Annotated in this window: 25 protein-coding genes, 1 tRNA gene and 1 pseudogene; 18 read left to right on the plus strand and 9 right to left on the minus strand. The window is 69.6% G+C overall.

All coding sequences use genetic code 11. The annotated features are described in order from the left end of the window. Window positions 1-31 precede the first annotated feature (31 nt). The 8 genes from dnaJ (at window position 32) to AWC24_RS07895 (ending at window position 8,252) form a co-directional block, all read left to right on the plus strand. Window positions 32-1,180, plus strand: coding sequence for a molecular chaperone DnaJ (dnaJ, locus tag AWC24_RS07860; RefSeq protein ID WP_085083648.1), 1,149 nt, complete (start codon window positions 32-34; stop codon window positions 1,178-1,180). A 3-nt stretch (window positions 1,181-1,183) separates the two neighbouring features. Continuing rightward, complete coding sequence (locus AWC24_RS07865) at window positions 1,184-1,921, plus strand: 16S rRNA (uracil(1498)-N(3))-methyltransferase (RefSeq protein ID WP_085083650.1); 738 nt, start codon at window positions 1,184-1,186, stop codon at window positions 1,919-1,921. 146 nt (window positions 1,922-2,067) lie between these two features. Next, window positions 2,068-3,126, plus strand: coding sequence for a PhoH family protein (locus tag AWC24_RS07870; protein ID WP_085083652.1), 1,059 nt, complete (start codon window positions 2,068-2,070; stop codon window positions 3,124-3,126). After that, window positions 3,123-3,659: an rRNA maturation RNase YbeY gene (gene ybeY, locus AWC24_RS07875; protein WP_085083654.1), complete on the plus strand. Its 537-nt coding sequence runs from the start codon at window positions 3,123-3,125 to the stop codon at window positions 3,657-3,659. The genes AWC24_RS07870 and ybeY overlap by 4 nt, the downstream gene beginning before the upstream one ends. Continuing rightward, window positions 3,656-4,954, plus strand: coding sequence for a hemolysin family protein (locus AWC24_RS07880; protein ID WP_085083656.1), 1,299 nt, complete (start codon window positions 3,656-3,658; stop codon window positions 4,952-4,954). The genes ybeY and AWC24_RS07880 overlap by 4 nt, the downstream gene beginning before the upstream one ends. Window positions 4,955-5,056: 102 nt before the next feature. After that, complete coding sequence (gene era / locus AWC24_RS07885; protein WP_085083658.1) at window positions 5,057-5,953, plus strand: GTPase Era; 897 nt, start codon at window positions 5,057-5,059, stop codon at window positions 5,951-5,953. A 134-nt stretch (window positions 5,954-6,087) separates the two neighbouring features. Continuing rightward, entirely contained in the window at window positions 6,088-6,762 is a 675-nt protein-coding gene (locus AWC24_RS07890) for a DUF5642 family protein (protein WP_165757721.1), read from the plus strand. Window positions 6,763-6,794: 32 nt separating this feature from the next. Further along, complete coding sequence (locus tag AWC24_RS07895; RefSeq protein ID WP_085083662.1) at window positions 6,795-8,252, plus strand: flavin-containing monooxygenase; 1,458 nt, start codon at window positions 6,795-6,797, stop codon at window positions 8,250-8,252. An 8-nt stretch (window positions 8,253-8,260) separates the two neighbouring features. Here AWC24_RS07895 and AWC24_RS07900 read toward each other — a convergent pair whose 3' ends face one another. From AWC24_RS07900 to AWC24_RS07910, 3 genes are all read right to left on the minus strand, one after another. Further along, window positions 8,261-9,127 carry a sulfurtransferase gene (locus AWC24_RS07900; RefSeq protein WP_085083664.1) on the minus strand — a complete coding sequence of 289 codons (867 nt, stop codon included), beginning with the start codon at window positions 9,125-9,127 and terminating at the stop codon, window positions 8,261-8,263. Window positions 9,128-9,140: 13 nt separating this feature from the next. Next, the gene (locus tag AWC24_RS07905; protein WP_085083666.1) at window positions 9,141-9,479 is read right to left on the minus strand and encodes a hemophore-related protein; all 339 of its coding nucleotides are present in this window, start codon (window positions 9,477-9,479) and stop codon (window positions 9,141-9,143) included. A 122-nt stretch (window positions 9,480-9,601) separates the two neighbouring features. Further along, entirely contained in the window at window positions 9,602-11,050 is a 1,449-nt protein-coding gene (locus AWC24_RS07910) for an amidase (protein ID WP_109560365.1), read from the minus strand. A gap of 76 nt (window positions 11,051-11,126) precedes the next feature. Between AWC24_RS07910 and recO the strand changes: the two genes are divergently transcribed. The 5 genes from recO (at window position 11,127) to AWC24_RS07935 (ending at window position 15,278) form a co-directional block, all read left to right on the plus strand. Then, on the plus strand, window positions 11,127-11,939 hold the full coding sequence (gene recO / locus AWC24_RS07915; RefSeq protein WP_085083668.1) for a DNA repair protein RecO: 813 nt from the start codon (window positions 11,127-11,129) through the stop codon (window positions 11,937-11,939). Between the two features lie 125 nt (window positions 11,940-12,064). After that, window positions 12,065-12,559: a hypothetical protein gene (locus AWC24_RS22670; protein WP_085083670.1), complete on the plus strand. Its 495-nt coding sequence runs from the start codon at window positions 12,065-12,067 to the stop codon at window positions 12,557-12,559. A 136-nt stretch (window positions 12,560-12,695) separates the two neighbouring features. Next, entirely contained in the window at window positions 12,696-13,916 is a 1,221-nt protein-coding gene (locus tag AWC24_RS07925; protein ID WP_085083672.1) for a class I SAM-dependent methyltransferase, read from the plus strand. An 82-nt stretch (window positions 13,917-13,998) separates the two neighbouring features. Continuing rightward, on the plus strand, window positions 13,999-14,886 hold the full coding sequence (locus tag AWC24_RS07930) for a decaprenyl diphosphate synthase (protein WP_085083674.1): 888 nt from the start codon (window positions 13,999-14,001) through the stop codon (window positions 14,884-14,886). After that, entirely contained in the window at window positions 14,886-15,278 is a 393-nt protein-coding gene (locus AWC24_RS07935; protein WP_085083676.1) for a hypothetical protein, read from the plus strand. Before AWC24_RS07930 ends, AWC24_RS07935 begins: the two co-directional genes overlap by 1 nt. Window positions 15,279-15,301: 23 nt before the next feature. Here the strand turns inward: AWC24_RS07935 and AWC24_RS07940 are convergent, their stop codons facing one another. Both AWC24_RS07940 and AWC24_RS07945 read right to left on the minus strand, forming a co-directional pair. Further along, window positions 15,302-15,694, minus strand: a complete 393-nt coding sequence (locus AWC24_RS07940; RefSeq protein WP_085083678.1) for a Fur family transcriptional regulator — start codon at window positions 15,692-15,694, stop codon at window positions 15,302-15,304. After that, window positions 15,691-16,047 carry an ArsR/SmtB family transcription factor gene (locus tag AWC24_RS07945; protein WP_085083680.1) on the minus strand — a complete coding sequence of 119 codons (357 nt, stop codon included), beginning with the start codon at window positions 16,045-16,047 and terminating at the stop codon, window positions 15,691-15,693. The genes AWC24_RS07940 and AWC24_RS07945 overlap by 4 nt, the downstream gene beginning before the upstream one ends. Window positions 16,048-16,209: 162 nt before the next feature. On the opposite strand from AWC24_RS07945, the gene AWC24_RS07950 reads away from it, so the two are divergent. Then, the gene (locus tag AWC24_RS07950; protein ID WP_085083802.1) at window positions 16,210-17,607 is read left to right on the plus strand and encodes a glycine--tRNA ligase; all 1,398 of its coding nucleotides are present in this window, start codon (window positions 16,210-16,212) and stop codon (window positions 17,605-17,607) included. A 112-nt stretch (window positions 17,608-17,719) separates the two neighbouring features. Continuing rightward, a pseudogene (locus tag AWC24_RS22955) lies at window positions 17,720-17,902 on the plus strand (DUF559 domain-containing protein); the annotation flags it as partial. A 43-nt stretch (window positions 17,903-17,945) separates the two neighbouring features. Here the strand turns inward: AWC24_RS22955 and AWC24_RS07960 are convergent. Beyond that, window positions 17,946-19,949: a TPM domain-containing protein gene (locus AWC24_RS07960; protein ID WP_085083682.1), complete on the minus strand. Its 2,004-nt coding sequence runs from the start codon at window positions 19,947-19,949 to the stop codon at window positions 17,946-17,948. A 149-nt stretch (window positions 19,950-20,098) separates the two neighbouring features. Here AWC24_RS07960 and AWC24_RS07965 point away from each other — a divergent pair, with 149 nt between their 5' ends. Further along, window positions 20,099-21,364: a deoxyguanosinetriphosphate triphosphohydrolase gene (locus AWC24_RS07965; RefSeq protein ID WP_085083804.1), complete on the plus strand. Its 1,266-nt coding sequence runs from the start codon at window positions 20,099-20,101 to the stop codon at window positions 21,362-21,364. Between the two features lie 4 nt (window positions 21,365-21,368). Here AWC24_RS07965 and AWC24_RS07970 read toward each other — a convergent pair whose 3' ends face one another. Continuing rightward, a complete protein-coding gene (locus AWC24_RS07970) occupies window positions 21,369-22,166 on the minus strand; it encodes a sensor domain-containing protein (RefSeq protein ID WP_085083684.1) in 798 nt (265 codons plus the stop codon). Between the two features lie 82 nt (window positions 22,167-22,248). On the opposite strand from AWC24_RS07970, the gene dnaG reads away from it, so the two are divergent. Continuing rightward, complete coding sequence (dnaG, locus tag AWC24_RS07975) at window positions 22,249-24,156, plus strand: DNA primase (RefSeq protein WP_085083686.1); 1,908 nt, start codon at window positions 22,249-22,251, stop codon at window positions 24,154-24,156. A 12-nt stretch (window positions 24,157-24,168) separates the two neighbouring features. Here the strand turns inward: dnaG and AWC24_RS07980 are convergent, their stop codons facing one another. Beyond that, window positions 24,169-24,420, minus strand: a complete 252-nt coding sequence (locus AWC24_RS07980; protein ID WP_085083688.1) for a hypothetical protein — start codon at window positions 24,418-24,420, stop codon at window positions 24,169-24,171. 129 nt (window positions 24,421-24,549) lie between these two features. On the opposite strand from AWC24_RS07980, the gene AWC24_RS07985 reads away from it, so the two are divergent. Next, window positions 24,550-24,625, plus strand: a tRNA-Asn gene (locus AWC24_RS07985). A gap of 16 nt (window positions 24,626-24,641) precedes the next feature. Here the strand turns inward: AWC24_RS07985 and AWC24_RS07990 are convergent. After that, window positions 24,642-25,040 (minus strand): hypothetical protein, encoded by a 399-nt coding sequence (locus tag AWC24_RS07990; protein WP_085083690.1) that lies wholly within the window; start codon window positions 25,038-25,040, stop codon window positions 24,642-24,644. Window positions 25,041-25,068 lie beyond the last annotated feature (28 nt).

Consider the following 25,068-nt stretch of genomic DNA (forward strand, 5'->3'; position numbering starts at 1 on the left):
TCCGGTCGGAAGAAGTTGGGAAAGGTCAGTCGTGGCACGCGATTATTACGGACTGCTGGGCGTCGATAAGGGCGCCAGCGACACCGAGCTCAAGCGCGCATATCGCAAGCTGGCTCGCCAATACCACCCCGACGTCAACCCCGACGAGGCGGCGCAGGCCAAGTTCAAGGAGATCAGTGCCGCCTACGAGGTGCTCTCCGACCCGGAGAAGCGCCGCATCGTCGACCTCGGCGGCGACCCGCTGGAGAACGGCGGCGGCAATGGCTTCGGTGGCGGTTTCGGGGGCGGGTTCGGCGGCCTCGGGGACGTGTTCGAAGCCTTCTTCGGCGGCGGGGCGGCGTCCCGCGGCCCGATCGGACGGGTCCGGCCGGGGTCGGACTCGCTGTTGCGCATGCGCCTGGACCTCACCGAATGCGCGACGGGGGTGACCAAGCAGGTCACGGTCGACACCGCGGTGCTCTGCGATCGCTGCCAGGGGCGCGGCACCCACGGCGATTCCCGCCCGGCGGCCTGTGACACCTGCCACGGCCGCGGCGAGGTGCAGACCGTGCAGCGCTCGCTGCTCGGCCAGGTGATGACGTCGCGGCCGTGCCCCACCTGCCGCGGCGTCGGTGAGGTGATCCCGGACCCGTGCCACCAGTGCGCCGGCGACGGCCGGGTGCGGGCCCGCCGCGACATCAGCGTCAAGATCCCCGCCGGTGTCGGCGAGGGGATGCGGGTGCGGCTGGCCGCCCAGGGCGAGGTCGGGCCCGGCGGCGGACCGGCCGGCGACCTCTACGTCGAGGTGCACGAGCAGACCCACGAGATCTTCGCCCGCGACGGCGACGACCTGCACTGCCACCTCTCGGTGCCGATGGTCGACGCGGCGCTGGGCACCACGGTGGTCGTCGACGCGATCCTCGACGGCCCGACCGACATCACCATCCCGGCCGGCACCCAACCCGGGGCAACCCTGGTGTTGCGCGGCCACGGCATGCCGCAGCTCCGTTCCGGGGCGCGCGGTGACCTGCACGCCCACGTCGAGGTGGTGGTGCCCGAGCGGCTGGACCACCAGGACATCGAGTTGCTGCAGAAGCTCAAGCAGCACCGCGAACGCGAGACCGCGGAGGTCCGCACATCACACGCTTCGCACGGCGGCGGGCTGTTCAGCCGGCTGCGCGAGACGTTCAGCGGCCGCTGAGACTTGGCCGGCCTGTTCTATGTCGAGGCGCTGCCCGAGGCGGGTGCGCTGGCCGACATCGACGGTGACGCCGGCTTCCACGCCGCGACGGTGCGCCGGATCCGCCCCGGCGAGCAGCTGACGCTGGGCGACGGCGCCGGCGTGCTGGCCGAATGCCGGGTCGAGCAGGCCGACCGGTCCGGGTTGCGGGTTCGGGTGCTGCGGCGCAGCGTGGTCGATCCGCCCGCGCCGCCGGTCACGGTGGTGCAGGCCCTGCCCAAGTCCGAACGCTCCGAGTTGGCGATCGAGCTGGCCACCGAAGCCGGCGCCGACGCATTCGTGGCCTGGCAGGCCGCCCGCTGCGTCGCCCGCTGGGACGGCTCGCGCGCCGACAAGGGACTGCGGCGATGGCAGGCGGTGGCCCGGGCGGCGGCCGGACAATCGCGCCGCGCCCACATCCCGCCGGTGGACGGCGTGCTGGGGACGGCCGAGCTGGTGTCGTGGGTGGGCGAACGGGTGGCCGCCGGTACCACGGTGCTCGCGCTGCACGACGCGGCCGGCGCCGGTCTGCCGGCGGTGTCTGCCGCGTCGGCGTTGGCCCTGATCGTCGGTCCCGAAGGCGGCATCACCGACGCGGAGCTGGCGGCGCTGACCGATGCCGGCGCTGTTGTCACCCGACTCGGTCCGACGGTGTTGCGCACCTCCACCGCCGCGGCGGTCGCACTCGGGGCGCTCGGGGTGCTGACGTCGCGCTGGGGGTGAAGCGGTGGGCCTGGCCGGCACCGGCAGCGCTGGGAGGCCGGTCCGCGACAAGCGCTGGGAGCTGACGACGGCCGACGGTAGACTCACAGCAACCGTCTGACCCGCTGATAGCCGGCGCTGACCAGAAAGCAGGCATCGAAAACCCCGTGACGCCCCGCGATACCCCCGCTGCCGTGCCGGCCTCGCAGGTTCGCAGCAGTGTCGATATTTCACCCGACCTCGTCGTGGGCCTGCTGGGTTCCGCAGATGAGAACCTGCGCGCCCTGGAACGCCTGCTGGCCGCGGACCTGCACGTACGCGGCAATGCCGTCACCTTCTCCGGGGAGCCGGCCGACGTGGCCCTGGCCGAGCGGGTGGTCTCCGAACTGGTCTCGATCGTGGCCCGTGGCCAGGCGCTGACCCCGGAAACGGTGCGCCACAGCGTCGGCATGCTGATCGGCGCCGGCGCCGCCAGCGCCTCGCCCGCGGAAGTCCTGACCCTGGATGTGCTGTCGCGGCGCGGCAAGACGATCCGGCCCAAGACGCTCAACCAGAAGCGTTACGTCGACGCCATCGACGCCCACACCGTCGTGTTCGGCATCGGGCCCGCCGGCACCGGCAAGACGTATCTGGCGATGGCCAAGGCCGTCAACGCCCTGCAGTCCAAGCAGGTCACCCGGATCATCTTGACCCGTCCGGCGGTGGAAGCCGGTGAGCGGCTGGGTTTTCTGCCCGGCACCCTGAGCGAGAAGATCGACCCGTATCTGCGTCCGCTCTACGACGCGCTCTACGACATGATGGATCCCGAGCTGGTCCCCAAGCTGATGAGCTCGGGGGTGATCGAGGTCGCGCCACTGGCCTACATGCGCGGACGGACCCTCAACGACGCCTTCATCATCCTCGACGAGGCGCAGAACACCACCGCCGAGCAGATGAAGATGTTCTTGACCCGACTCGGCTTCGGCTCGAAGATCGTGGTCACCGGCGATGTCACCCAGATCGACCTGCCCGGCGGTGCGAGATCGGGCCTGCGGGCGGCCGTGGACATCCTCGACGACATCGACGACATCTATGTCGCCGAGCTGAGCAGCGCCGACGTCGTCCGGCACCGATTGGTCTCCGAGATCGTCGACGCCTACTCGCGCCATGAAGCCGAACAGTCCCAGCCGGGACTGACGATGAACCGGGCGGCCCGGCGCGCGTCTGGGGGCCGGTCGCGCCGGTGAGCATCGAGGTCTCCAACGAATCCGGTCTCGATGTCTCCGAGGTCGAGCTGGTCAGCGTCGCCAAGTTCGTGCTGAACAGGATGGACGTCAACCCCGGCGCCGAATTGTCGATGGTGCTGCTGGACACCGCCGCGATGGCCGACCTGCACATGCGCTGGATGGATCTGCCCGGGCCCACCGACGTGATGAGCTTCCCGATGGACGAGCTCGAGCCCGGCGGCCGCCCGGACGCTCCCGAACCCGGGCCGTCGATGCTCGGCGACATCGCGCTGTGCCCGGCGTTCGCCGCCGAACAGGCCGCCGCGGCAGGGCATTCGCTCGGCCAGGAACTCGCGCTGCTGACCGTGCACGGCGTACTGCATCTGCTGGGCTACGACCACGCCGAGCCCGATGAGGAAAAAGAGATGTTCGCGCTGCAGCGCCGGCTGCTCGAGGAATGGGTCGCCGATCAGGTGGAGAGCTACCGGGCCGAGACCCAGAGCGAGAAGGACCGCCGGCTGCTGGACAAGTCCAGGTACTTCGACGAACCGTGACCGGAACACCGCTGTTAGTCGGCGTGATCGCGCTGATCGGTCTGGGCGGACTGTTCGCGGCGATCGACGCCGCGGTCAGCACCGTCTCACCGGCGCGCGTCGACGAACTGGTCCGCGCGAGACGCCCGGGCGCGGTGTGGCTGGCCAAACTGATGGCCGAACGGCCCCGCTACATCAACCTGGTGGTGCTGTTGCGCATCACCTGCGAGATCACCGCCACCGCGCTGCTGGTGTTCCTGTTGCACGCGGTGCTCGGCCTGGATTGGGGGCTGTTCGCCGCCGCGGCCGCCATGGTGGTGGTGAGCTTCGTGGTGATCGGGGTGGGCCCGCGCACCCTGGGGCGGCAGAACGCCTATTCGATCGCCCTGGCGTCAGCGCTTCCGCTGCAAGTCCTTTCGGTGTTGCTCGCCCCGATCAGCGGCCTGCTGGTGGTGCTGGGCAACGCGCTGACCCCGGGGCGGGGCTTCCGCAACGGGCCGTTCGCCTCCGAAGTCGAGTTGCGTGAGGTGGTCGACATGGCGCAGCAGCGCGGGGTCGTCGCCGCCGACGAGCGCCGGATGATCCAGTCGGTCTTCGAACTCGCCGACACCCCCGCCCGTGAGGTGATGGTGCCGCGCACCCAGATGGTGTGGATCGAAAGCGACAAATCCGCCGGCCACGCCACCGCTTTGGCGGTGCGCAGCGGTCATTCCCGCATCCCGGTGATCGGCGAGAACGTCGACGACATCCTCGGCGTGGTCTACCTGAAAGACCTTGTCCAACAAACCTATTACTCCACGAACGGCGGGCGGGACACCACCGTGGCCCAGGTGATGCGCCCGGCGGTGTTCATGCCCGACTCCAAGGCGCTCAACGCCTTGCTGCACGACATGCAGCGTGCCCGCTACCACATGGCGCTGCTGGTCGACGAATACGGCGCGATAGCGGGGCTGGTCACCATCGAGGACGTCCTCGAGGAGATCGTCGGCGAGATCGCCGACGAGTACGACCAGGGCGAAGTGGCGCCGGTGGAGGATTTGGGGGCCAACAGGTTCCGCGTTTCGGCGCGACTGCCCATCGAGGACGTCGGCGAACTCTACGAGATGGAGTTCGACCCCGGCCTCGACGTCGAGACCGTCGGCGGTCTGTTGGCGCTGGAACTGGGCCGGGTCGCGCTGCCGGGCTCCGAGGTAGTGTCGCACGGACTGCGGCTGCGGGCCGAGGGCGGTCGCGACAGCCGCGGCCGGGTGCGGATCAGCACCGTTCTGGTCAGCCCGGTCGCCCCCGACGGTCAGGAGGCCGCAGTTGAGCAGTGACCCGCCGGGCGGGCAATCCGCCGCGAATGCGCCCAACGTGCGCCCATTGCGAGAATTTCGGCCGGAACCCGCGCTGAGTACACGTTCGGCGAAAGGTCTCCGGTGAGCGAATTCCATTCCGGTTTCGTGTGTTTCGTCGGCCGGCCCAACACCGGCAAATCCACCCTGACCAACGCTCTGGTCGGCACGAAGGTGGCGATCACCTCCAACCGCCCACAGACCACCCGGCACACCATCCGCGGCATCGTGCACCGCGAGGACTTCCAGATCATCCTGGTCGACACCCCCGGCCTGCACCGCCCCCGGACGCTGCTGGGCAAGCGGCTCAACGAGTTGGTCAAGGACACTTACGCCCAAGTCGACGTCATCGGCCTGTGCATCCCGGCCGATGAGGCGATCGGCCCGGGCGACCGCTGGATCATCGAGCAGATCCGGGCGGTCGCGCCAAAAACCAAGCTGGTCGTCGTCGTCACCAAGATCGACAAGACCAGCCGCGACAAGATCGCGGCGCAGCTGGTCGCCGTCGGTGAGCTGGCCCCCGAGGCGGAGATCGTCCCGGTCTCGGCGGTCAGCGGCGAGCAGGTCGACGTGCTCATCGGCGTGCTGGCCGCGGCGCTACCGGTCGGCCCGGCCTTCTACCCCGACGGGGAGTTGACCGACGAGCCCGAAGAGACCCTGATGGCCGAGTTCATCCGGGAGGCCGCCCTGGAGGGGGTGCGCGACGAACTGCCGCATTCGCTGGCGGTGGTGATCGAGGAGATGCGCCCGCGTGAGGACCGTGACGACCTGATCGAGGTGTACGCGGTGCTCTACGTCGAACGCGACAGCCAGAAGGGGATCGTGATCGGCCGCGGCGGCTCCCGGCTGCGCGAGGTGGGGACCGCCGCCCGCTCCCAGATCGAAAAACTTTTGGGCACCAAGGTGTTCTTGGATCTCCGGGTCAAGGTGGCCAAGAACTGGCAGCGCGACCCCAAACAGCTCGGTCGGCTGGGCTTTTAGAACCGGCGCACGCCCTGTGCGGGCCGGCGGCCGGCTCCCGCCTGCCCGGGGCGCGAGACCCCGGACGGGCACCGCCGTGCCCGGACCGGGGACACAGTCCCTCGCCGGCAGGCGGCATTGGGTACATTCCAGGGGTGCCGGAACCCAAGTCGCTGGTTGTCTCCACTGTTGGCCTGCTCATGTGCGCGCAAGCACTGACCGGTTGCGGGGGCGGCCAAAAGCCGATCGATACCACCAAGCTGTTCAACGTCGAGTCGACGTTCGGCTCGGAATACAAGACCCAGACCAAGGGGCCCAACGATATCGATCCCAAGATCCTCGGGCCGCAGAAGATGCCGCCCGGCGTGACGTTCGATCCCTCGGACTGCGCCGACTACGCGGCCAGCAGCGGCCGCCCGCCCAAGGGCATCCGCGGCAAGATGTCGATGGTCTCGATCGTCGGCAACGGCAACCAACTGGTCGCCATCGCCATGCAGGCCGACCAGGATCTGCCCTACGACGAGTCGGAGGCCGAGAGGTGCAAGCACGTCTCCTTCCAGGCCGGCAAGCTCACCGGCTACCTGGATGAGACGGATGCGCCCGAGATCGACCACGCCAAGACGGCGGGCTCGCACTCGGAGATCGAGATCACCGGCAAGGACGGCCAACAGCAGTCCCGCGAGTCCTACACCTTCACCGCCTACCTCGGCAGCGCCCTGGTGCAGGTGACCGCGAACCCGCAGGCGGTGCGCGGCCAGCCGCCCGGCATGGTCGACGCCGACCGGGCGCGCCAGTTGTTGGTCGACGCGGTGTCGGCGCTGCGCAGCTAGGCCATGCGCACACCGTCGGCGCGGGGTCGGCGGTGAGCGCGCGCGAACCCCGCGTCATCGTGATCGGCGCGGGCATCGCCGGCATCACGGCCGCGTATGTCCTGCGGGAGCGCGGGTTCACCGACATCACCGTGCTGGAGAAGGGTTCCGACGTCGGCGGCGTCTGGCACTGGAATCGCTATCCGGGGCTGCGGTGCGACGTGCCGTCGCAGATCTACCAGTTCGGGTTCGCGCCGAAACCGGACTGGCGGCACGCCTGGGCCACCGGCACGGCGATCCAGCGCTACCACCGTGACGTCGTCGACCGGCTCGGGCTGGCGCCGCTGATCCGGCTCGACACCGAGGTCATAGCGGCACGGTGGGATGAGCGCCGGCACTGGACCCTGACCACCGCCGCCGGTGAGCAGTTGGTCGCCGACTTCGTGATCTGCGCGACCGGTGTGCTGCATCATCCGTTCACCCCCGAGATCCCCGGGCTGGCGGATTTCGCCGGCCCGGTCGTGCACACCGCCCGCTGGGACGACGAACTCGACACGGCCGGGAAGCGGATCGCGGTGATCGGCACCGGCTCGACCGGTGTGCAGGTGGTGTCGGCGCTGCAACCCGATGCGGCGTCGATCGACCACTACGTGCGTTCGGCGCAGTGGATCCTGTGGGCGCCCACCTCGCTGAGGCAGCTCCCCGGCGCGGCCGCGGTGCTGGCGGGATTCCCGAGACTGCACCGGGCGCTGTATCGGCTCATGACCTTCGGCGGGTCGGCGCTGTTGACCGACGTCACCACCCGCCCGTCGTGGCGACGTCGGGCGGTCCAGGCCTACGCCCGCGCGTGTCTGCGGATTCAAGTGCGGGACACCGAGTTACGGACCAAGCTCAAACCCGACTACCAGCCGTTGTGCAAGCGTCAGGTGGTGTCGGGAAGCTACTACCGGGCGATCCGCGCCGCCAACACCGACCTCGTCACCGACGCGATCGCCGAAATCACCCCGAGCGGTATCCGCACCGCCGACGGCGTTCACCGCGACACCGACGTCATCGTGCTGGCGACCGGGTTTCACGCCCACAACTACATGCGCCCGATGCGGTTGCTCGGCAGGGACCGCATCGACATCGATGACGCGTGGGCCGCCGGCCCGCGCGCTTACCGGATGACCGCGATCCCCGGCTTCCCCAACCTGTTCACGGTGTTGGGCCCGAACTCGCCCACCGGGTCGATCTCGTTGCAGTACACCTCCGAGCTGACCGCGCGTTACATCGCGCAGTGGCTGGAGAAGTTCCGGGCCGGCGAGTTGGCCAGCGTCGAGGTCACCGAGGAGGCGACCGCACGGTTCAACGACGAGGTCGCCGCCGCGATGGGCCCGACGGTCTGGAACACCGGCTGCAACTCGTGGTATCTGACCGAGAGCGGCGCCGTCGACCTGTGGCCGTTCGACCGCGCGACGATGAACGCGATGCTGGCCGGCCCGGACCCGGCCGATTTCCACCTGCGCTGAGGCGGAGCTCAGTCCTCGCCGCGTGCCACCGGCCGGGACGACTCCGAACTCCACTGCGACCACGAGCCCGGGAACATCGCGGCGGAGCGGCCGCCGGCGGCCAGCGCCGCCACGATCACCGTGGCGCTGATACCGGATCCGCAGTAGGCGCCCACCGCGTCGTCGGCTCCCACCCCGCGATCGGCGAGCAACCGGGCGATCGCGGTATCGGGCAGGAAGGTCCCGTCGGCGTCCAGCAGCGCGGTGAACGGCAGGTTCTTCGCGCCCGGGATGTGACCGGCGACCGCGTCGACGGGTTCGCCGTCGCCGCGGAACCGTTCCGGGGCGCGGGCATCCAGTAGCGACAGCGTGCCGGATCCGGCGCCGTCGCCGGCCTCGTCAGCGGTCAGGGTCGGCCGGAGCCCGTCGTAGAGGTCCTCGGGCAGCACGGTGACGTTGCCCGGGTCGGGGCGGACCTCCCCGGTCTGCAATGCGCCGCCGTTCGCCGTCCAGGCCGCCAGCCCACCGTCGAGGATGCGGACCCGGGCCACTCCGGCGGTGGACAGCAGCCACCACAATCGCGCGGACGCGGCCCGATGCCAGTCGTCGTAGACCACTACCGGCGTGTTGCGCCGCACCCCCCAGCGGCGGGCGGCCGCCTCGAGGTTGCGCCCGGTCGGGAGCGGATGGCGGCCCCGGCCGGTGACAGCGGGGTCGGACAACTCGTCCTCGAGCGCGACGTACACCGCGCCCGGCAGATGACCCCGGAGGTAAGCCTGGTGTCCGTCCGGGGCCGCCAGGCTCCAGCGGGCGTCGAGAATCGTCACCGGATCACCGGCCCGCAACAGCTCAGCGAGCTCGGTGGCGGTGATCAGGACCTTGTCGCGCGGGCTCACCGCAGTGACCGGCTCAGTAGTTGTTGCAGGAGCCGGCGACCTGGGTGATGGTGCCGATGTACTGCTGAGCCTCGGGCATGCCCTGGATCATGTTCGCCAACTGCTGCCGCTTGGCCGGAGGCGAGGAGAGGAAGACGCGGAGCATGTTCTGCGCGTCCGGGGCGGCGGCGAACTCGTCGGCCGCGGCGGGGTTCTCCGCGCGCAGCGCCGCGTTCACCTGCGAGTAGTTACAGGTGGTGTTGATAATCGGACCGAGGTCAGGGCTCGCGGCGGCGAACCCGGCGCCAGCGGACAGCGACAACGCCAGACTGCCGGCTGCGACAGCGATCCTGGTCAACGACAGAGCGGCCATTTTGCAGACGCCTTTCCCCAGTGCATTTCAGATGTGGATATGAGTCCTACTTCGAAGACGGACCAAGTTTAGCGGACTGCCGATGACGTCGCCGAAGTCACTGGTCACAGCCCTTTCGGGCGTCACGGGGCCGGTGCGGGATCGGTGCGCCACCACGGTGTGGGTTGCCGTGCCGCCCAGCCGCTGATGCCCTCCAATTCCGCGGCCAGGGAAATCAGCAGGCCGTCACTGTTGGCCGGCCCCATCAATTGCACCCCGATCGGCAGGCCCTCGGAGGTGAACCCGGCCGGCACGTTGATCGACGGCCAGCCCAGCAGGTTCCACGGCCAGGTCACCGGGCAGGCCGCGATCATGGCGCGGTCGGTCGCCAGGGCGTTCAGGTCGTCGAACGCGTGCACCAGCGGCGGCGGCTGGGCCGTGGTGGGGGCCAGCACCACGTCGACGATGCGGAAAATCGACCCCACCCGCCGCTGGTCCTTCGCCTCGTGGGCACGGGCCTTGCGCAGCACCGCCTGCGACAGCAGCCGGCCGGTGCGCATGTTGGCCAGCGTGCGCGGGTCGAGGTTCACCGCGCCGCCGAGTGCGTTCGCGGCGGCCAGCACCCCCGCGGTGGAGCGGGACAGGAAGTTCCACGACAGCCGCACCCCGTAGTCGGGATTTCCCGGAACCACGATGTGCCCGAGCAGGCGAAGCCGCGCGGCGACCTGCTCGAGGGCGGCCCCGATCTCGGGGTCCAGCCGGGCGCCGAACCCGGTGTAGGGAAAGCGGGTGGACATCGCGATCCGCAGCTGACCCGGCCCGTTGCGCACGTGGTCGGACGCCGTGAGCGGCGCCGGTTTGTGCAGATCGCCCTCGGCGTTGCCCGAGGCCGCGTCCAGCACCAGGGCCGCGTCCGCCACGGTGCGGGCGAGCACTCCGTTGACGGTGATGCCGTTGAAGGCCTCCGGCAGCGGCCAGGTGGAGATGCGGCCCCGCTGCGGTTTGATGCCGACCAGATGTGTCCACGCGGCCGGAATGCGCACGCTGCCGGCCCCGTCGGATCCGATCGCCGCGGCGACCAGGCCCGCGGCGACCGCGGCGGCGCTGCCCCCCGACGATCCGCCCGGGGTGTGCCGGCGCGACCAGGGGTTGCGGGTGTCGCCGAACCCGGGGCCGCCGGTGAACGGCCACTGGCCCAACTCGCAGGTGTTGGTCTTGCCGACGATCACCGCGCCGGCGGCTTTGAGCCGCCGCACCACCTCGGCGTCGTGGCCGGCGGGTTCGACGTAGCCGGACGTGCCGAACGAGGTGGGCACACCCGCGACGTCGGTGTCGTCCTTGACCGCGATCGGGACGCCCAGCAGGGGGGCGCGATGGCCGGCGGCGCGGCGCCGGTCGGCTTCGGCGGCACTGCGCAGCGCCGACTCGGTGAACACCACCCGGAAGGCGTTCAGCGTGGACTGGCTGGCGTCGATGGCGTGCAGCGAGCGGCGGACCAGGTCGACGGAGGACACCTCGCCGCTGGCCAGCTGGTAGAGCTGTTCGGTGAGGGTGGGAAAGCGGGTGCCGGACGCCGCGGGCGGGTGGGTCATCGGTGACGAGACTATCCGGCGTGCCACGCCGGTGACCGTCCTCGAAACGTCCCCGCGGTGATGCGAAACTGGTGCGATGCGGCTGTACCGGGACCGGGCGGTGGTGCTGCGCCAGCACAAGCTCGGCGAAGCCGACCGGATCGTCACTTTGCTCACCCGCGACCACGGGCTGGTCCGCGCGGTGGCCAAGGGGGTGCGCCGTACCCGCAGTAAGTTCGGTGCCCGACTGGAGCCGTTCGCCCACATCGACGTGCAGCTGCATCCGGGCCGCAACCTCGACATCGTCACCCAGGTGGTGTCGGTGGACGCGTTCGCCAGCGACATCGTCAGCGACTACGGCCGCTACACCTGTGCCTGCGTGATGCTGGAGACCGCCGAACGACTCGCCGGCGCCGAGCGGGCACCGGCAACGGCGTTGCACCGGCTCACCGTCGGTGCGTTGCGGGCCGTCGCCGACGGTCGCCGCCCCCGCGAGCTGGTGCTCGACGCCTATCTGCTGCGAGCGATGTCGGTGGCCGGGTGGGCGCCGGCCCTGACCGAATGTGCCCGCTGTGCCACTCCCGGCCCGCATCGGGCATTTCATGTCGCGGCCGGCGGCAGCGTCTGCAGCCACTGCCGCCCGGCCGGGTCGACCACCCCGCCGATGGGGGTGCTGGATCTGATGTCGGCGCTGCACGACGGGGATTGGGAGCTTGCTGAACGTTCAGTGTCGGCGCACCGCAGCCATGCCAGCGGATTGGTGGCCGCCCATCTGCAGTGGCACCTGGAGCGCCGGCTGCGAACATTGCCGCTGGTCGAACGCGTTCAGCGGGCGGCGGGTGGGCAGGACACGGCGGATGTCGCGGTGGGTGTCGAGGCTGAAGCGAAGGCCACCGGCAGCGACGGCTGACCCCTGACGCCCCGACGCATGGGCACCCACCTGGCAATTGTGTGCGTTTCCGTGGACCATTCGCGGGTCGGCGGTAGGCTGATGCGACTTCACGATCCGAAGGCTCAATCTGGAAGGCAGGCCGAATGATTCACGACACCGGGTGGGGGCGCTGGGCGCACTACACTGCGCCGCGATACGCGGCCGGCCTCGGCGCGGCGGCGGGAGCCCTGCTGGTTGCGGGAATGCTCCCGGCGGTCGGCCCGGTCGCGCAGGCGGGCTTCGGACCGGGTGTCGGGGCCGTGGTGCCGCTGTCGACTCATGCCCCGGGCGCTGACGGTGCCGACGGCGCCGACGGGGCCGACGGTGCTCCGGGTGCCGACGGCAAGGGCGGCAAAGGCGGCAAAGGCGGCAAGGGCGGGCAGGGCGGCAAGGGCGGCGCCGGCGGTAAAGGCGGCGACGGCGGCAAGGGTGGCGCCGGCGGACAGGGCGGCGCCGGCGGTGCCGGTGGTGCGGCCGGCCCCGGCGGCCAGCCCGGTGCGGGTGGTGCCGGTGGTGCCGGCGGAGCGCCCGGCCCGGGCGGAACGCCTGGTCAGCCCGGTCAGCCTGGTCAGCCCGGTCAGCCCGGACGCGCCGGCTGACCGAGCCGATAAGACCGAACCGACGCGTCCGGCCCGCTGCTCCGTTGGGAGTCGCACCCGCCGCGCCGGCCCGAACAAGCCCCGCTAGAGTCTGACTCGATCGGCGGGGGGCAACGCAACAAGGAGCCACAAAGAAGTGACTGACAACCCACGCGCAGACGTTGTATCCCGGCAGTATGAGCGGTGGACGTACCCGCCGCCCATCCACGACCTGCAGGCGTGGTCGGCCGGGAACTGGGAATGGTTCGACCCGAGCCACGCCCACCGGGTGCTGTGGCCGGACCGGGAGTACCGGCCCGACCTCGACATCCTCATCGCGGGCTGCGGCACCAACCAGGCGGCGGTGTTCGCCTACAACAACCCGAAGGCCCGGGTGGTGGCCGTCGACATCAGCCAGGCGTCGCTGGGGCACCAGCAGTACCTCAAGGACAAGCACGGGCTGTGGAACCTGGAACTGCACCAGCTCCCGATCGAGGAGTTGTCCTCGCTGGACATGGACTTCGACCTGGCGGTGTCCACCGGCGTGCTGCACCACATGGCCGACCCGAAGGCGGGGATGAAGGCCATCGCGGAGCGGCTGCGCCCCGACGGGGTCGCCGCCATCATGCTGTATGCGCGGTACGGCCGGATCGGCATCGAGATCCTCGAGTCGGTCTTCCAGGACCTGGGGCTGGAGCAGAGCGATGCCTCCATCCAGACGGTCCGTCAGGCCATCCGGATGCTGTCCCCGGACCACCCTGTGCAGCCGTACCTGAAGATCGCCGGTGACCTCGTTTCGGACTCGGGCCTGGTGGACACCTTCCTGCACGGCCGGGCGAAGAACTTCGACGTCGACGGCTGCATCGACCTGGCCAACTCGGCCGGGCTCGACTTCCAGGGCTGGCTGCTCAAGGCGCCGTACTACGCGCACGACATCGCCGCGCCGTCGGGAGGCTTCTACGACGTGGTGAACGCGCTGCCCGAGGCCAAGATCTGGTCGGTAATGGAGCGCATCCACACCCTCAACGCACGGCACTTCTTCTTGGCCTGCCGCCCCGACCGGCCCAAGAGCAGCTACGTGGTCGACTTCTCGACGGCCGAAAGCCTCGACTACGTGCCGCTGTTCCGCTTCAAGTGCGGTCTGAACGGCAGCGAGATCGTCCGTCCGGGCTGGCGCATGCAGCTCAACCCGGCCCAGCTGCCCTTCGTCCAGAGCATCGATGGGCGCCGCAGCATCCGGGAGATCGCCGCAAGCCTGGCGCAGGCGGGCGGGTCGTCGCGGGGGAGCACCGCCGATCTGGAGAAGTTCGGGCGCAAGCTGTTCCAATCGCTGTGGCGCCTGGACTTCGTCGCAATGGATCTGAGCACCGATTCCTGATCGTCGGCATGGCCGGTAAACCGCCGCAGCGAAGGCGCGGTCGCTGCAGGCGGTGCCGGCCCGGTCGGGCAGGATTGGGCACATGGTGTTGAATCGGGCCGACCGGAAGGGCAATTGCCCGCAGTTGCCCGGTGCGCCCGAGGACTATCCGGTGTTCCCGGACACGTCCACCTGGCCGGTGGTCTTCCCGCAGCTGCCTGCGCCGCCGGGCGGGGGACCGTGCCGTCCGCCGCAGCACACCTCCAAGGCCGTCGCCCCGCGGATTCCGGCCGAGGCGCTGCCCAATCACGTTGCGGTCGTGATGGACGGCAACGGCCGCTGGGCCACTCAGCGCGGCCTGGGCCGCACCGAGGGCCACAAGATGGGCGAGGCGGTGCTGATCGATATCACCTGCGGTGCCATCGAGATCGGCATCAAATGGCTGACCGTGTATGCGTTCTCCACGGAGAACTGGAAGCGTTCCGCCGAGGAGGTCCGCTTCCTGATGGGGTTCAACCGCGAGGTGGTGCGCCGCCGCCGGGAGAACCTCAACGCGATGGGCGTGCGGATGCGCTGGGTGGGTTCGCGTCCGAAGATGTGGCGCAGTGTCATCAAGGAATTCGAGATCGCCGAGGCCATGACGGTCGGCAACGACGTCATCACCATCAACTACTGCGTCAACTACGGGGGACGCACCGAGATCGCCGAGGCCGCACGGGCTATCGCTGCCGAGGCCGTCGCCGGCAAGCTGAATCCGAACCGGATCAACGAGGCCACCATCTCCCAGCATCTGCACCGGCCGGACATGCCCGACGTCGATCTGCTGATCCGCACCTCCGGTGAGCAGCGGTCGTCGAACTTCATGCTGTGGCAGGCGGCCTACGCCGAGTACATCTTTCAAGAGAAGCTGTGGCCCGACTACGACCGCCGCGACCTGTGGCAGGCCTGCGAACAGTACGCCTCCCGGCAGCGCCGGTTCGGGACAGCGTGATGACGGATCTGGCCCACCGCCTCCACACGGTGCTCGCCGCGGCCGCGGTGCCCACCGACGCCGAGCCCGACGGTGCGCTGACCGTCCATCATGACGGCACGTTGGCGTCATTGCGGGTGGTGCCGATCACCGACGAACTGGAGTTGGTGTCGCTGACCCAGATCCTGGCCTGGGACCTGGCGCTGACCAAGAAGCTTCGGGAACGGGCGGCCGACCAGGCGCGGCTGAGCCAGCTCGGGACGGTCACCCTGGTCGAGAAGAACGCCAAGACCGCAGATGCGATGCTGCGCTACAACTTTCCCGGCTCCGGGCTGACCGACGACGCGCTGTGCACGCTGGTGCTGCTGGTGCTGGCCAAGGGGGTCGACATCCGGCAGGCGCTCATCGGCTGAGTCGCCGGTGCGCCGAGCGCGTCCTACTTACGGCAGTCGGCGCAGCTGCCGAAGATCTCGATGGTGTGGCTGACGTCGGAGAAACCGTGCTCGGCGGCGATCTGGGCTGCCCACGTCTCGACCTCATGATCGGCCACCTCCACCGTGGCGCCACACTCGCGGCACACCAGGTGGTGGTGATGGTGCTCCGAACAACGCCGGTACACCGATTCACCGGTATCCGAGCGCAACGTGTCGACCTGCCCGGCCGACGCCATCGCCTGCAGCGTGCGATAGACGGTGGTCAGCCCGATGTTCTCGCCGCGCTCACGCAGCGCGTCGTGCAACTCCTGGGCCGAACGGAAGTCGTCGATGGTCTCCAGCAGCGCCGAGATCGCTGCGCGCTGCCGGGTGGAGCGCACCCCGGGGGCGGTCAATGGTCTTCACCGGCGTGGGCCACCGCGTCGATGACGATGTGCGCCAGGTGGTGGTCGGCCAGTCGGTAGAGCACTTCGCGGCCCGACCGTTCCCCGGTGACCACCCCGGCCGATTTGAGGATCTTCAGGTGTTGGCTGACCAGCGGCTGGGGCACCCCCAGCGCGTCGACGAGTTCGTGCACGCAACGGTGCGACTCCTGCAGCTGCAACACGATCGCGATGCGCACCGGCGCGGCCAGTGCCCGCAGCAGTTCCCCAGCGGCGTCGAGGATGTCCCGTGGCGGTGTGGTGGGGAAGGCGGGCCCGGTGTGTTGGTGGTCATCGGCTACCAGGCCGGCTATCGCGGGCGCCATGACACCACCTCCGCCCATGTTGGAAACCGTTTTCAGCTGGCTCCCACTGTTCCATGCGTAATGATGCATGTCAAAGAACCCTTGCGGGGTCGATACGATATCGGTTGCTTTGCGTGCCGGCGTTGTCGGCGCGGTCCCGACAAGACAGGAGTGCACACCCTCGTGGCGTCCGTCATCGACACCGTCGTCAACCTGGCCAAGCGCCGCGGCCTGGTCTTTCCGGCCGGCGAAATCTACGGCGGCACCAAATCCGCGTGGGACTACGGTCCGCTCGGCGTGGAGTTCAAGGAGAACATCAAGCGACAGTGGTGGCGCTCGGTCGTCACGGCTCGCGAGGACGTCGTCGGCCTGGACTCGTCGATCATCCTGCCGCGCGAGGTGTGGGTGGCATCCGGTCACGTCGAGGTGTTCAACGACCCGCTGGTGGAGTGCCTGTCCTGCCACAAGCGCCACCGGCAGGACCACATGCAAGAGGGGGTGGCGGCCAGGAGGCTTGCCAAAGGGGAGCAGGTCGACCCCGACGACGTCCCGATGAGCGAGATCGCTTGCCCGGACTGCGGCACCAAGGGCCAGTGGACCGAGCCGCGTGAGTTCAACATGATGCTCAAGACCTACCTCGGCCCGATCGAGAGCGAAGAGGGTCTGCACTACCTGCGTCCGGAGACCGCCCAGGGCATCTTCGTCAACTTCGCCAACGTCGTCACCACCGCACGGCGCAAACCGCCGTTCGGAATCGCCCAGACGGGCAAGAGTTTCCGCAACGAGATCACCCCCGGCAACTTCATCTTCCGGACCCGCGAGTTCGAGCAGATGGAGATGGAGTTCTTCGTCGAGCCCGCCACCGCCCCCGAGTGGCACCAGTACTGGATCGACGCCCGGCTGCAGTGGTATGTCGACCTCGGTATCGCCCGGGACAACCTTCGGCTGTTCGAGCACCCGCTGGAGAAGTTGTCGCACTACAGCGCCGGCACCACCGACATCGAGTACAAATTCGGGTTCCAGAACAATCCCTGGGGTGAGCTGGAGGGCATCGCCAACCGCACCGATTTCGACCTGTCCACCCACACCAAGCACTCCGGAGTGGACCTGTCGTTCTACGACCAGGCCTCCGATACCCGCTACACGCCCTACGTGATCGAGCCGGCGGCCGGGCTGACCCGTTCGTTCATGGCGTTTCTGATCGACGCCTACCACGAGGACGAGGCCCCCAACGCCAAGGGCGGGGTGGACAAACGCACCGTGCTGCGGCTGGATCCGCGGCTGGCGCCGATCAAGGCCGCGGTACTTCCGTTGTCGCGCAATGCCGATCTGTCACCGAAGGCCCGCGATCTGGCCGCCGAGCTGCGCCAATCCTGGAATGTCGAGTTCGACGACGCCGGGGCGGTCGGCCGGCGCTACCGGCGCCAGGACGAGATCGGCACCCCGTTCTGCATCACGGTCGACTTCGACTCGCTCGAAGACCACGCGGTCACCGTGCGTGAACGCGACAGCATGGCCCAGGAGCGGGTGGCCATCGATGCGGTGGCCGACTACCTGGCGGTGCGCCTGAAGGGCTGCTGACTTTTGCGCGAGCTGGGGGCACCTGCCGCTTGCGCGAGCGTGCAGCGGTAGCGCGCCACCTTGGCCGCTCCGCATTCGAAACGGGCGTCGCCCGTGGTGAGCTCACCCAAGTGTGGTTCGGCGTGTATTCCCGAAGCGACGCCGATACCACGCTCCGGCCTACCGGATTGCGGTCGAGTACGACGGTTTCGATTTCCACAGCAGCCCGGAGGCCCTGCGCCGCGACCGGCGCAAGCGCGCGGCATTGCAGGAGGTGGGGTGGACGGTGCTGTCGTTTGTCGACGACGACGTTCGGCGTCGTCCCTGGGACATGGTGCGCCCCCTCGCCGAACGGGGGGCTAGAAGCGGCCCCCGCCGCCGAAGAAGCCACCGCCGCCCGAGGAGCCGCCGAACGACGTCGGGCTCCAGCCCCCGCCGCCGCTACTGCCTCCGCCGAAGCCGCCGCCCCTCCCGCCGCCGCTGAGAATGTTGCCGATGATGATGCCGCCCAGCATGGCCCCGGTGTCCCCGCCACGACCGGGCCCGCCACCGTAGCGGCCGTAATAGGCCCGCTGCGCGGATTGCACGTCGGCCTTGGCCAGTGACTGGGCTGCGGCGGCCAGGGTGGCCGCGCCGTTGGCCTGGCTGATGGCGCCGGACACGTCGGTGTTGCGCATGTCCTGGGCGGCCTCGAGTCGGCGGCGGGCCTCGGCCAGCCGGGTGCGCGCCTCCGGGCCGACGCTGCCGCGGCGGGTATCGATGTAATCCGAGACCGCGCGGATCCGCGACGACGCGGTGAACAGCGCCTGCTCGCACGTGCGGGCCAGTCGCTCGGCGGCCGCGCGTTCCTCGGCGACGGTGTCCAGCAGCCGGTCCAGATCGGAGTCGGCCTTGGTCAACGCGGTGAACGCCCCCAGCGGATCTCCGCTGGCCCGCGCGGCGGCGACGGCCTTGACCGTGGTGTCGCGGGCCGACGTCAGCTCCGACCTGTGTGGGCCCGCGCCGCGCTGCAGTTGCGCATCGGCCTGTGCGATCCCGGCTTCGGCGTCGGTGATCGCCTCCGGCAGCGTGGCGACCGCGTGCCGGATGTCGCGGGCGGCGTTGTCCACCGCGTCCAGCAGCGCCCGGCCCTGGGCCAGCCCGGACTCGGCGGCTCGCAACGCGTCCACCAGTTCGCTCTGCCCGCCGGTCACCGGGCGGTCGGCCAGCCCGCGGGCCCGGGTGATGTTACGTTCGGCGAAGGCCGCCCGGTCCTGTGCGGTCTTGACGTTGCCGGACACCGAACTGAGTGCCGTGGCGTCGAATTCGCGGTGTAACTCCACCAGATGCTGCTCGGAGGCCGGGATGCGCCCGGTCAGCTCGACGAGCCGCTGGGTCAGGTCGTCGAGGCGTGCCGGTGCGTTGAGGACCAGGTCGCGCAGCTGCTCGAACGAGGCACGCTGGGTCTCCAATTCCCGGTCGGCCTTGGCTGCGGTGACAATCACCCCGGTCAGCAGATCGCGCTGCTGGGCCGGTGTCTCGGGGATGTCGTCGTCGAGTTGCTGCCGCACCGTGAAGGCGTGCTCCATGGCGGCGTTGGCGCTGGCGACCGCCTGTGCGAACGGCCGGGTGCGTTCCTCGCCGAATTCGTCGACCGCCAGTTGCAACTCGTTGGCGCTGGTGCGCACCGCGTTGTCGACCTCGACGACCTTCTCGCGGGACAACCCGTCGAGAGCGAACACCGGCACCTCGGCCAGCGCGTTCGGATCGGTGGCATCCACGCGCCGGGCAGCCGCCAGCGCCGCGGCATGACGCCTACGCCGCAACTGACGTACCACCAACCACAGCACCGCGCCGGCCGCCGCCACGACGGCCAGCGCGATCAGGATCGCCGCCCAGTTCACCTCGGCCGGCGCGGCCGCCGCGTCCAACCCGCCGGCGGCGACAGCGGCCGCCCCGGCCCAGTCGCCGCGGTGCAGGGCCGGCTCGATCTGGTTGCGCCGCAGCGCGTCGACCTTGCCGCTGCTGATCTCGGAGATGCCGTTGGACACCAGGAACGCATAGCTGCGGTCTGCGACGGCCACCGCCAGCAGGGCGTCGTTGTTGCCCAGGTCGCTGAGCCGGGCCGTGCTGCGGCCCCACCCGTCGGCGGTCTGACCGGAGAAGATGTCGACGTAGACCACCCACAGCCGGATGTGCCGGTCGGCGTAGAGCTTGTCGATCGCCTGCTGCACCTCGGCGCGGTCGGATTGCGACAGCACCCCGGCGCTGTCGGTGATCGAGCTGGGCAGCCGCAGCGCGGGTTGCGCCACGGCGCTCGGCGCCACCAGCAGCGCCGCGGTGAGTATCGCCAGGACGGCGCTGATCAGGCGCGTGATTCGCATGCTGGCCAATGTATATGCGATCCCCGGACGATCGACGCAATTCTGCCGCGGGCTTGAGCGGTTCAGGCGGCGGGCGCGGCGCAGGGCCGGACTTCGGCCCGGCGTGTCATCGATGTGGGCGGGCGCTAAATAGACTGGCGCCGGTGGCCATGAACTCATACGACAGCTACGGCGCGCACGATCGCGACCGCATCGTGGCGGAGACGTCGAAGACGGCCGGCCTGCCCGGAACCGGCGGCCAGCACCGGACCGACTTCGCCCGGGACCGGGCCAGGGTGCTGCACAGCGCCGCACTGCGCCGGTTGGCCGACAAGACCCAGGTCGTCGGACCCCGCGACGGCGACACGCCGCGCACCCGGCTGACCCATTCGCTGGAGGTGGCCCAGATCGGGCGGGGGATGGCGATCGGGCTGGGCTGCGACCCCGACCTGGTCGACCTGGCCGGACTGGCCCACGACATCGGGCACCCACCGTACGGTCACAACGGCGAACAGGCGCTCAACGAAATCGCCTCCGGTTGCGGGGGATTCGAAGGCAACGCGCAGAACTTCCGCATCCTGACCGGCCTGGAACCCAAGGTCCTGGGGCCCGACGGCGCCAGCGCCGGGCTGAACCTGACCAGGGCGGCGCTGGACGCGGTCACCAAATATCCCTGGCCGCGCCGGTCGGGAAACGGCCCGGCCCGGAACAAGTTCGGGTTCTACGACGACGACCGTGCGGCCGCCGAATGGATGCGTCGTGGAGCGCCGGAGGACCGGGTCTGCTTGGAGTCGCAGATCATGGACTGGGCCGACGACGTCGCCTACTCGGTGCACGACGTCGAAGACGGCGTCATCGCCGGCCGGATCGACCTGCGGGTGCTCGGTGACGCCTCGACGGTGGCAGAACTGGCGCGCCTCGGCGATCCCGACGGGGAGCACGATCTGGCCGCGGCCGCCCAACGACTCACCGAACTGCCGGTGGTGGCCGCGGTCGCCGACCACGGCGCATTCGTGGTGACGCTGTCGGCGTCGGTGGCGTTGAAGCGACTGACCAGCGAACTGGTGGGCCGGTTCGCCGCCGCGGCGATCAGCGCCACCCATGCCTCCTATGGCATGGCCGGCCGCCGGCCGCTGACCCGCTACCAAGCCGACCTGGAGGTGCCCGAACTGGTCCGGGCCGAGGTGGCGGTGCTGAAAACCCTTGCGGTGCAGTTCATCATGTCCGAAGATCAGCACCGGAAGATTCAGGCGGCCCAGCGCGAGCGGATTCACGAGGTTGCCCACCGGTTGCTTGCCGGGGCACCGGAGAGCCTGGATCCGATCTTCGTCCCGGCGTTCGTCGCCGCCGCGGACGACGGCGCGCGGCTGCGGGTCGTCGTCGATCAGATCGCGTCGTGCACCGAGGGACGATTGGAGCGGCTCGCGATCGGCTGAATGGTCAGCCGAGCTCGGTGACCTTGTCCATCATCGCCTGCACGGCCTGGATGCTGCTGGTCTGCGGATCGGCGGAACCGGTGGCATTCTCGGTGCCGGTGAACGCGATGAGCACCCCGACGATGCAGTTGCCGCGCACGCCGATGGCCCGGGTGTCGGGGGCCTTGGGGCTCTTGTCGAGCACGATGGACGCGGCCAGCACGTCCTCGGTGACCCGCACGTCGGTGATGTGCATTTCGGTGCCGTGCAGGTGCGGCTGCGCTCCCGAATCCGGGTCGGTCGCGTTGACCGGACGTCCGTCGCAGCGCTTCCACTGCTCGGCGAAGCTCGCGAACAACTCCTGGGCGTCGGCCTCGCTGGGCAGCGCGACCACGGCCTCCTTGACGAACATCACCCGGGTGGTGAGCGGCGTGAAGCCGTCCCGGTGGGGATCGGAGTCGATCCACGTCTCGCGTGCGTAGCTCTGCACGTCGGCCGAGGCGTACACGCTCTTCGGTGCGACGTCCACGACGCCGACGCATTCGCTGGGCGCTGCGGAATCCTCCATCGCCTCCACGCCGCCGTAGGCGGGCGGCCCGGTGACGGTGGTGAACGGCTGGTCCAGCATCTTCGTCAACTCGGCACCGTCGAGCAGAACCTGCTTGACGGTCTCGCCGGTGATACCTGATACGGCGCCACGGGAGCGGTCGGGCAACACCAGCCACAACACCAGCCCCACCAAGGCCAGTACGACGACGGCGATCGCGAGCAGGAGGCGAGGTCGCGTGGATTTCGCCGTCGCTGGCTGCTCGGACAGACTCATGGGCGCTCCCGGACCTCGACGTTGACGGACCGAGCTTAAAACATCGGGGTTGGCGGCCGGCCGTGCACTCTAGACTGACCCGGTGCCCGGCCGTATCTCCGATCGCGACATCGCCACCATCCGCGAACGTGTCCGGATCGAGGATGTGGTCGGCGATTACGTGCAGCTCAGAAGGGCCGGCGCCGACTCACTCAAGGGCCTGTGCCCGTTCCACAACGAGAAGTCGCCGTCGTTTCACGTCCGGCCCAACCACGGCCTGTTCCACTGCTTCGGTTGCGGGGAGGGCGGCGACGTCTACGCATTCGTGCAGAAGATCGAGCACGCCAGCTTCGTCGAGGCGGTCGAACTGCTGGCCGACCGGGTCGGCCACACCATCACCTACACCGGGGCGTCGGCCACCAACATCCAGCGCGAGCGCGGCGGCCGCAGCCGGCTGGTCGCCGCCAACGCGGCGGCGGCGGAGTTCTACGCCGCGGCGCTGGGCAGCCCCGAGGCCGCACCGGCGCGCAAATATCTCACCGAACGCAACTTCGACGCCGCCGCGGCCCAGCGGTTCGGCTGCGGATTCGCCCCTTCGGGGTGGGACGGCTTGACGAAACACCTGCTGCGCAAGGGCTTCGAGTTCAAGGAGCTGGAGGCCGCGGGCCTGTCCCGGGAGGGGCGCCGCGGCCCGATGGACCGTTTTCACCGGCGGCTGCTGTGGGCGATCCGTTCCTCGGCGGGGGAGGTGATCGGGTTCGGCGCCCGCCGGTTGTTCGACGACGACCCGATGGAGGCCAAATACGTCAACACCCCCGAAACCACGCTGTACAAGAAATCCAATGTGCTGTTCGGCCTGGACCTGGCCAAACGGGACATCGCGCGCGGGCACCAGGCCATCGTGGTGGAGGGCTACACCGACGTGATGGCGATGCACCTGGCGGGGGTGACCACCGCGGTCGCGTCGTGCGGCACCGCCTTCGGCGACGAACACCTGGGGATGCTGCGTCGACTGATGATGGACGACAAGTTCTTTCGGGGTGAGCTGATCTACGTCTTCGACGGCGATGCGGCCGGTCGTGCCGCGGCGGTCAAGGCCCTCGAGGGCGAACAACAACTGGCCGGACAGTCGTTCGTCGCGGTGGCCGCCGACGGCATGGATCCGTGCGATCTGCGAATGGCCCACGGCGACGAGGCGCTGCGCGATCTGGTGGCACGCCGAACTCCGTTGTTCGAGTTCGCAGTCCGCACCGCGTTGGCCGAGATGGATCTGGACAACGCCGAAGGAAGGGTCGCTGCGCTGCGCCGCTGCGTGCCGATGGTCGCGGCGATCAAGGACCCGACGCTGCGCGACGAATACGCCCGTCAACTGGCCGGCTGGGTGGGATGGGACGACGTCGCGCAGGTCATCGGCCGGGTGCGCGCTCAGGCCAAGAAGGAGGCCAAGGATTCTCGGGGCGGCGCGAAGCGCATGTCCAGCACCCCGGCCGCGGCGGCCGCCCAGCCGCCGGTCGCACGCCCCAATCCGGCCGATCCGACGTTGTGGCCGCAGCGGGAGGCGCTCAAGGCGGCACTGCAGTTCCCCGCGCTGGCCGGGCCGGTGTTCGACAGCCTGACGGTGGAGAGTTTCACCCACCCCGGTTACGCCGCGGTGCGCTCGGCGATCGACACCGCCGGCGGAACCGCCGGCGCCGCGGCAGGCGCACAGTGGATCGAGACGGTGCGCGAGCAGACCACCTCGCCGCTGACCATCGGTCTGATCCACGAGTTAGGCGTGGAGTCCATCCGCGTCGACGACGAGAAACTGCCCCGCTACATCGGCGGTGTGCTGGCCCGGTTGCAGGAGGTCTGGGTGGGCCGGCAGATCGCCGAGGTCAAGTCCAAGCTGCAACGCATGTCACCGGTGGAACACAGTGACGAATACCACGCGCTCTTCGGGGACCTGGTCGCGATGGAGGCCTACCGGCGCAGTCTGCTCGAGCAGGCCAGCGGCGATGATCTGACCGCCTGATCGCAAGGCGGGTCAGGCGCGGTCGTCGTCCGGGTCGTTCGGCCGCAGCACCGTCGTGCCGTCCTCGAGTTCGGTCAGCGTCACCATCTCCTGGTCGGGATGGATCCGGTTGGCGATGCTGCGCCGTCCCTTGTCGATCACCGATTTGGCGATCGGGCTGCTGGTCAGCGCGTGGTAGGTGCCGACGATCTGCTCGTAGCGGCGGCGGCCGGCCTTGGTACCCATCACGTAGCCGACGCCCATCACGACGACGTACCCGATCAATGCTGCTCCCTACATGGTGCGGTGGTTCCATCCTGCCTCACGCCGCGGCGGCGGGTTTCGGTGCGACCCCCGTCGGGCGGCGGTGCTGTCCGGATGCGCTAGAGTCGTGCAAGTCCACGCGGACAGCAGTCCCCTGTAGCTCAATTGGCAGAGCATTCGGCTGTTAACCGGAGGGTTGGTGGTTCGAGTCCACCCGGGGGAGCCACCACGTTGTACCGGCGTCAGTCCAGCCGCGGAATGACCGACGGGCCGGACTGCTGAGGTTGCGCAGGCGGGGCGAACATCTGCTGTTGCTGTTGCTGCTGCATCGGTTGCTGCGCTTTGGCGGCACGTGCCTGAGCGAGCGCGTTGACCAGCGGGTTGGCGGCCATCAACTCGCGACGCTCGTCCTCGCTGAGCTCATAGATCGCCCACGCGCCCCAGGCGGCCGGCCGCACATACAAGGTGACCTGCTGGCGGCCGTTGTTGAAGACGGCCGGAACTGCCACAGCCTGGTCGGTGGCGGCGAAACTGGCCATCTCCTGGGTGATCCGCTCGATGTCGGCGGTCTCCTGCAGCTCGTAGGTCGGCGACTGGCCGCCCTTGGTGGGTGAGGCGTTCAGTGCGAGGAACCACGCCATGAGAGAAACTCCTTTGTTCGTGCCGGGG

Origin of the sequence: Mycolicibacter senuensis (assembly GCF_002101885.1) — a bacterium.
Classification (GTDB): Bacteria; Actinomycetota; Actinomycetes; order Mycobacteriales; family Mycobacteriaceae; genus Mycobacterium; species Mycobacterium senuense.

Coding starts and splice junctions, on each gene's coding strand:
- AWC24_RS07905 (WP_085083666.1), bottom strand. CDS start 9,479: ATGGCCGCTCTGTCGTTGACCAGGATCGCTGTCGCAGCCGGCAGTCTG.
- AWC24_RS22670 (WP_085083670.1), top strand. CDS start 12,065: ATGATTCACGACACCGGGTGGGGGCGCTGGGCGCACTACACTGCGCCG.
- AWC24_RS07935 (WP_085083676.1), top strand. CDS start 14,886: ATGACGGATCTGGCCCACCGCCTCCACACGGTGCTCGCCGCGGCCGCG.
- AWC24_RS07945 (WP_085083680.1), bottom strand. CDS start 16,047: ATGGCGCCCGCGATAGCCGGCCTGGTAGCCGATGACCACCAACACACC.
- AWC24_RS07930 (WP_085083674.1), top strand. CDS start 13,999: ATGGTGTTGAATCGGGCCGACCGGAAGGGCAATTGCCCGCAGTTGCCC.
- AWC24_RS07960 (WP_085083682.1), bottom strand. CDS start 19,949: ATGCGAATCACGCGCCTGATCAGCGCCGTCCTGGCGATACTCACCGCG.
- AWC24_RS07965 (WP_085083804.1), top strand. CDS start 20,099: ATGAACTCATACGACAGCTACGGCGCGCACGATCGCGACCGCATCGTG.
- AWC24_RS07990 (WP_085083690.1), bottom strand. CDS start 25,040: ATGGCGTGGTTCCTCGCACTGAACGCCTCACCCACCAAGGGCGGCCAG.
- AWC24_RS07970 (WP_085083684.1), bottom strand. CDS start 22,166: ATGAGTCTGTCCGAGCAGCCAGCGACGGCGAAATCCACGCGACCTCGC.
- AWC24_RS07910 (WP_109560365.1), bottom strand. CDS start 11,050: ATGACCCACCCGCCCGCGGCGTCCGGCACCCGCTTTCCCACCCTCACC.
- recO (WP_085083668.1), top strand. CDS start 11,127: ATGCGGCTGTACCGGGACCGGGCGGTGGTGCTGCGCCAGCACAAGCTC.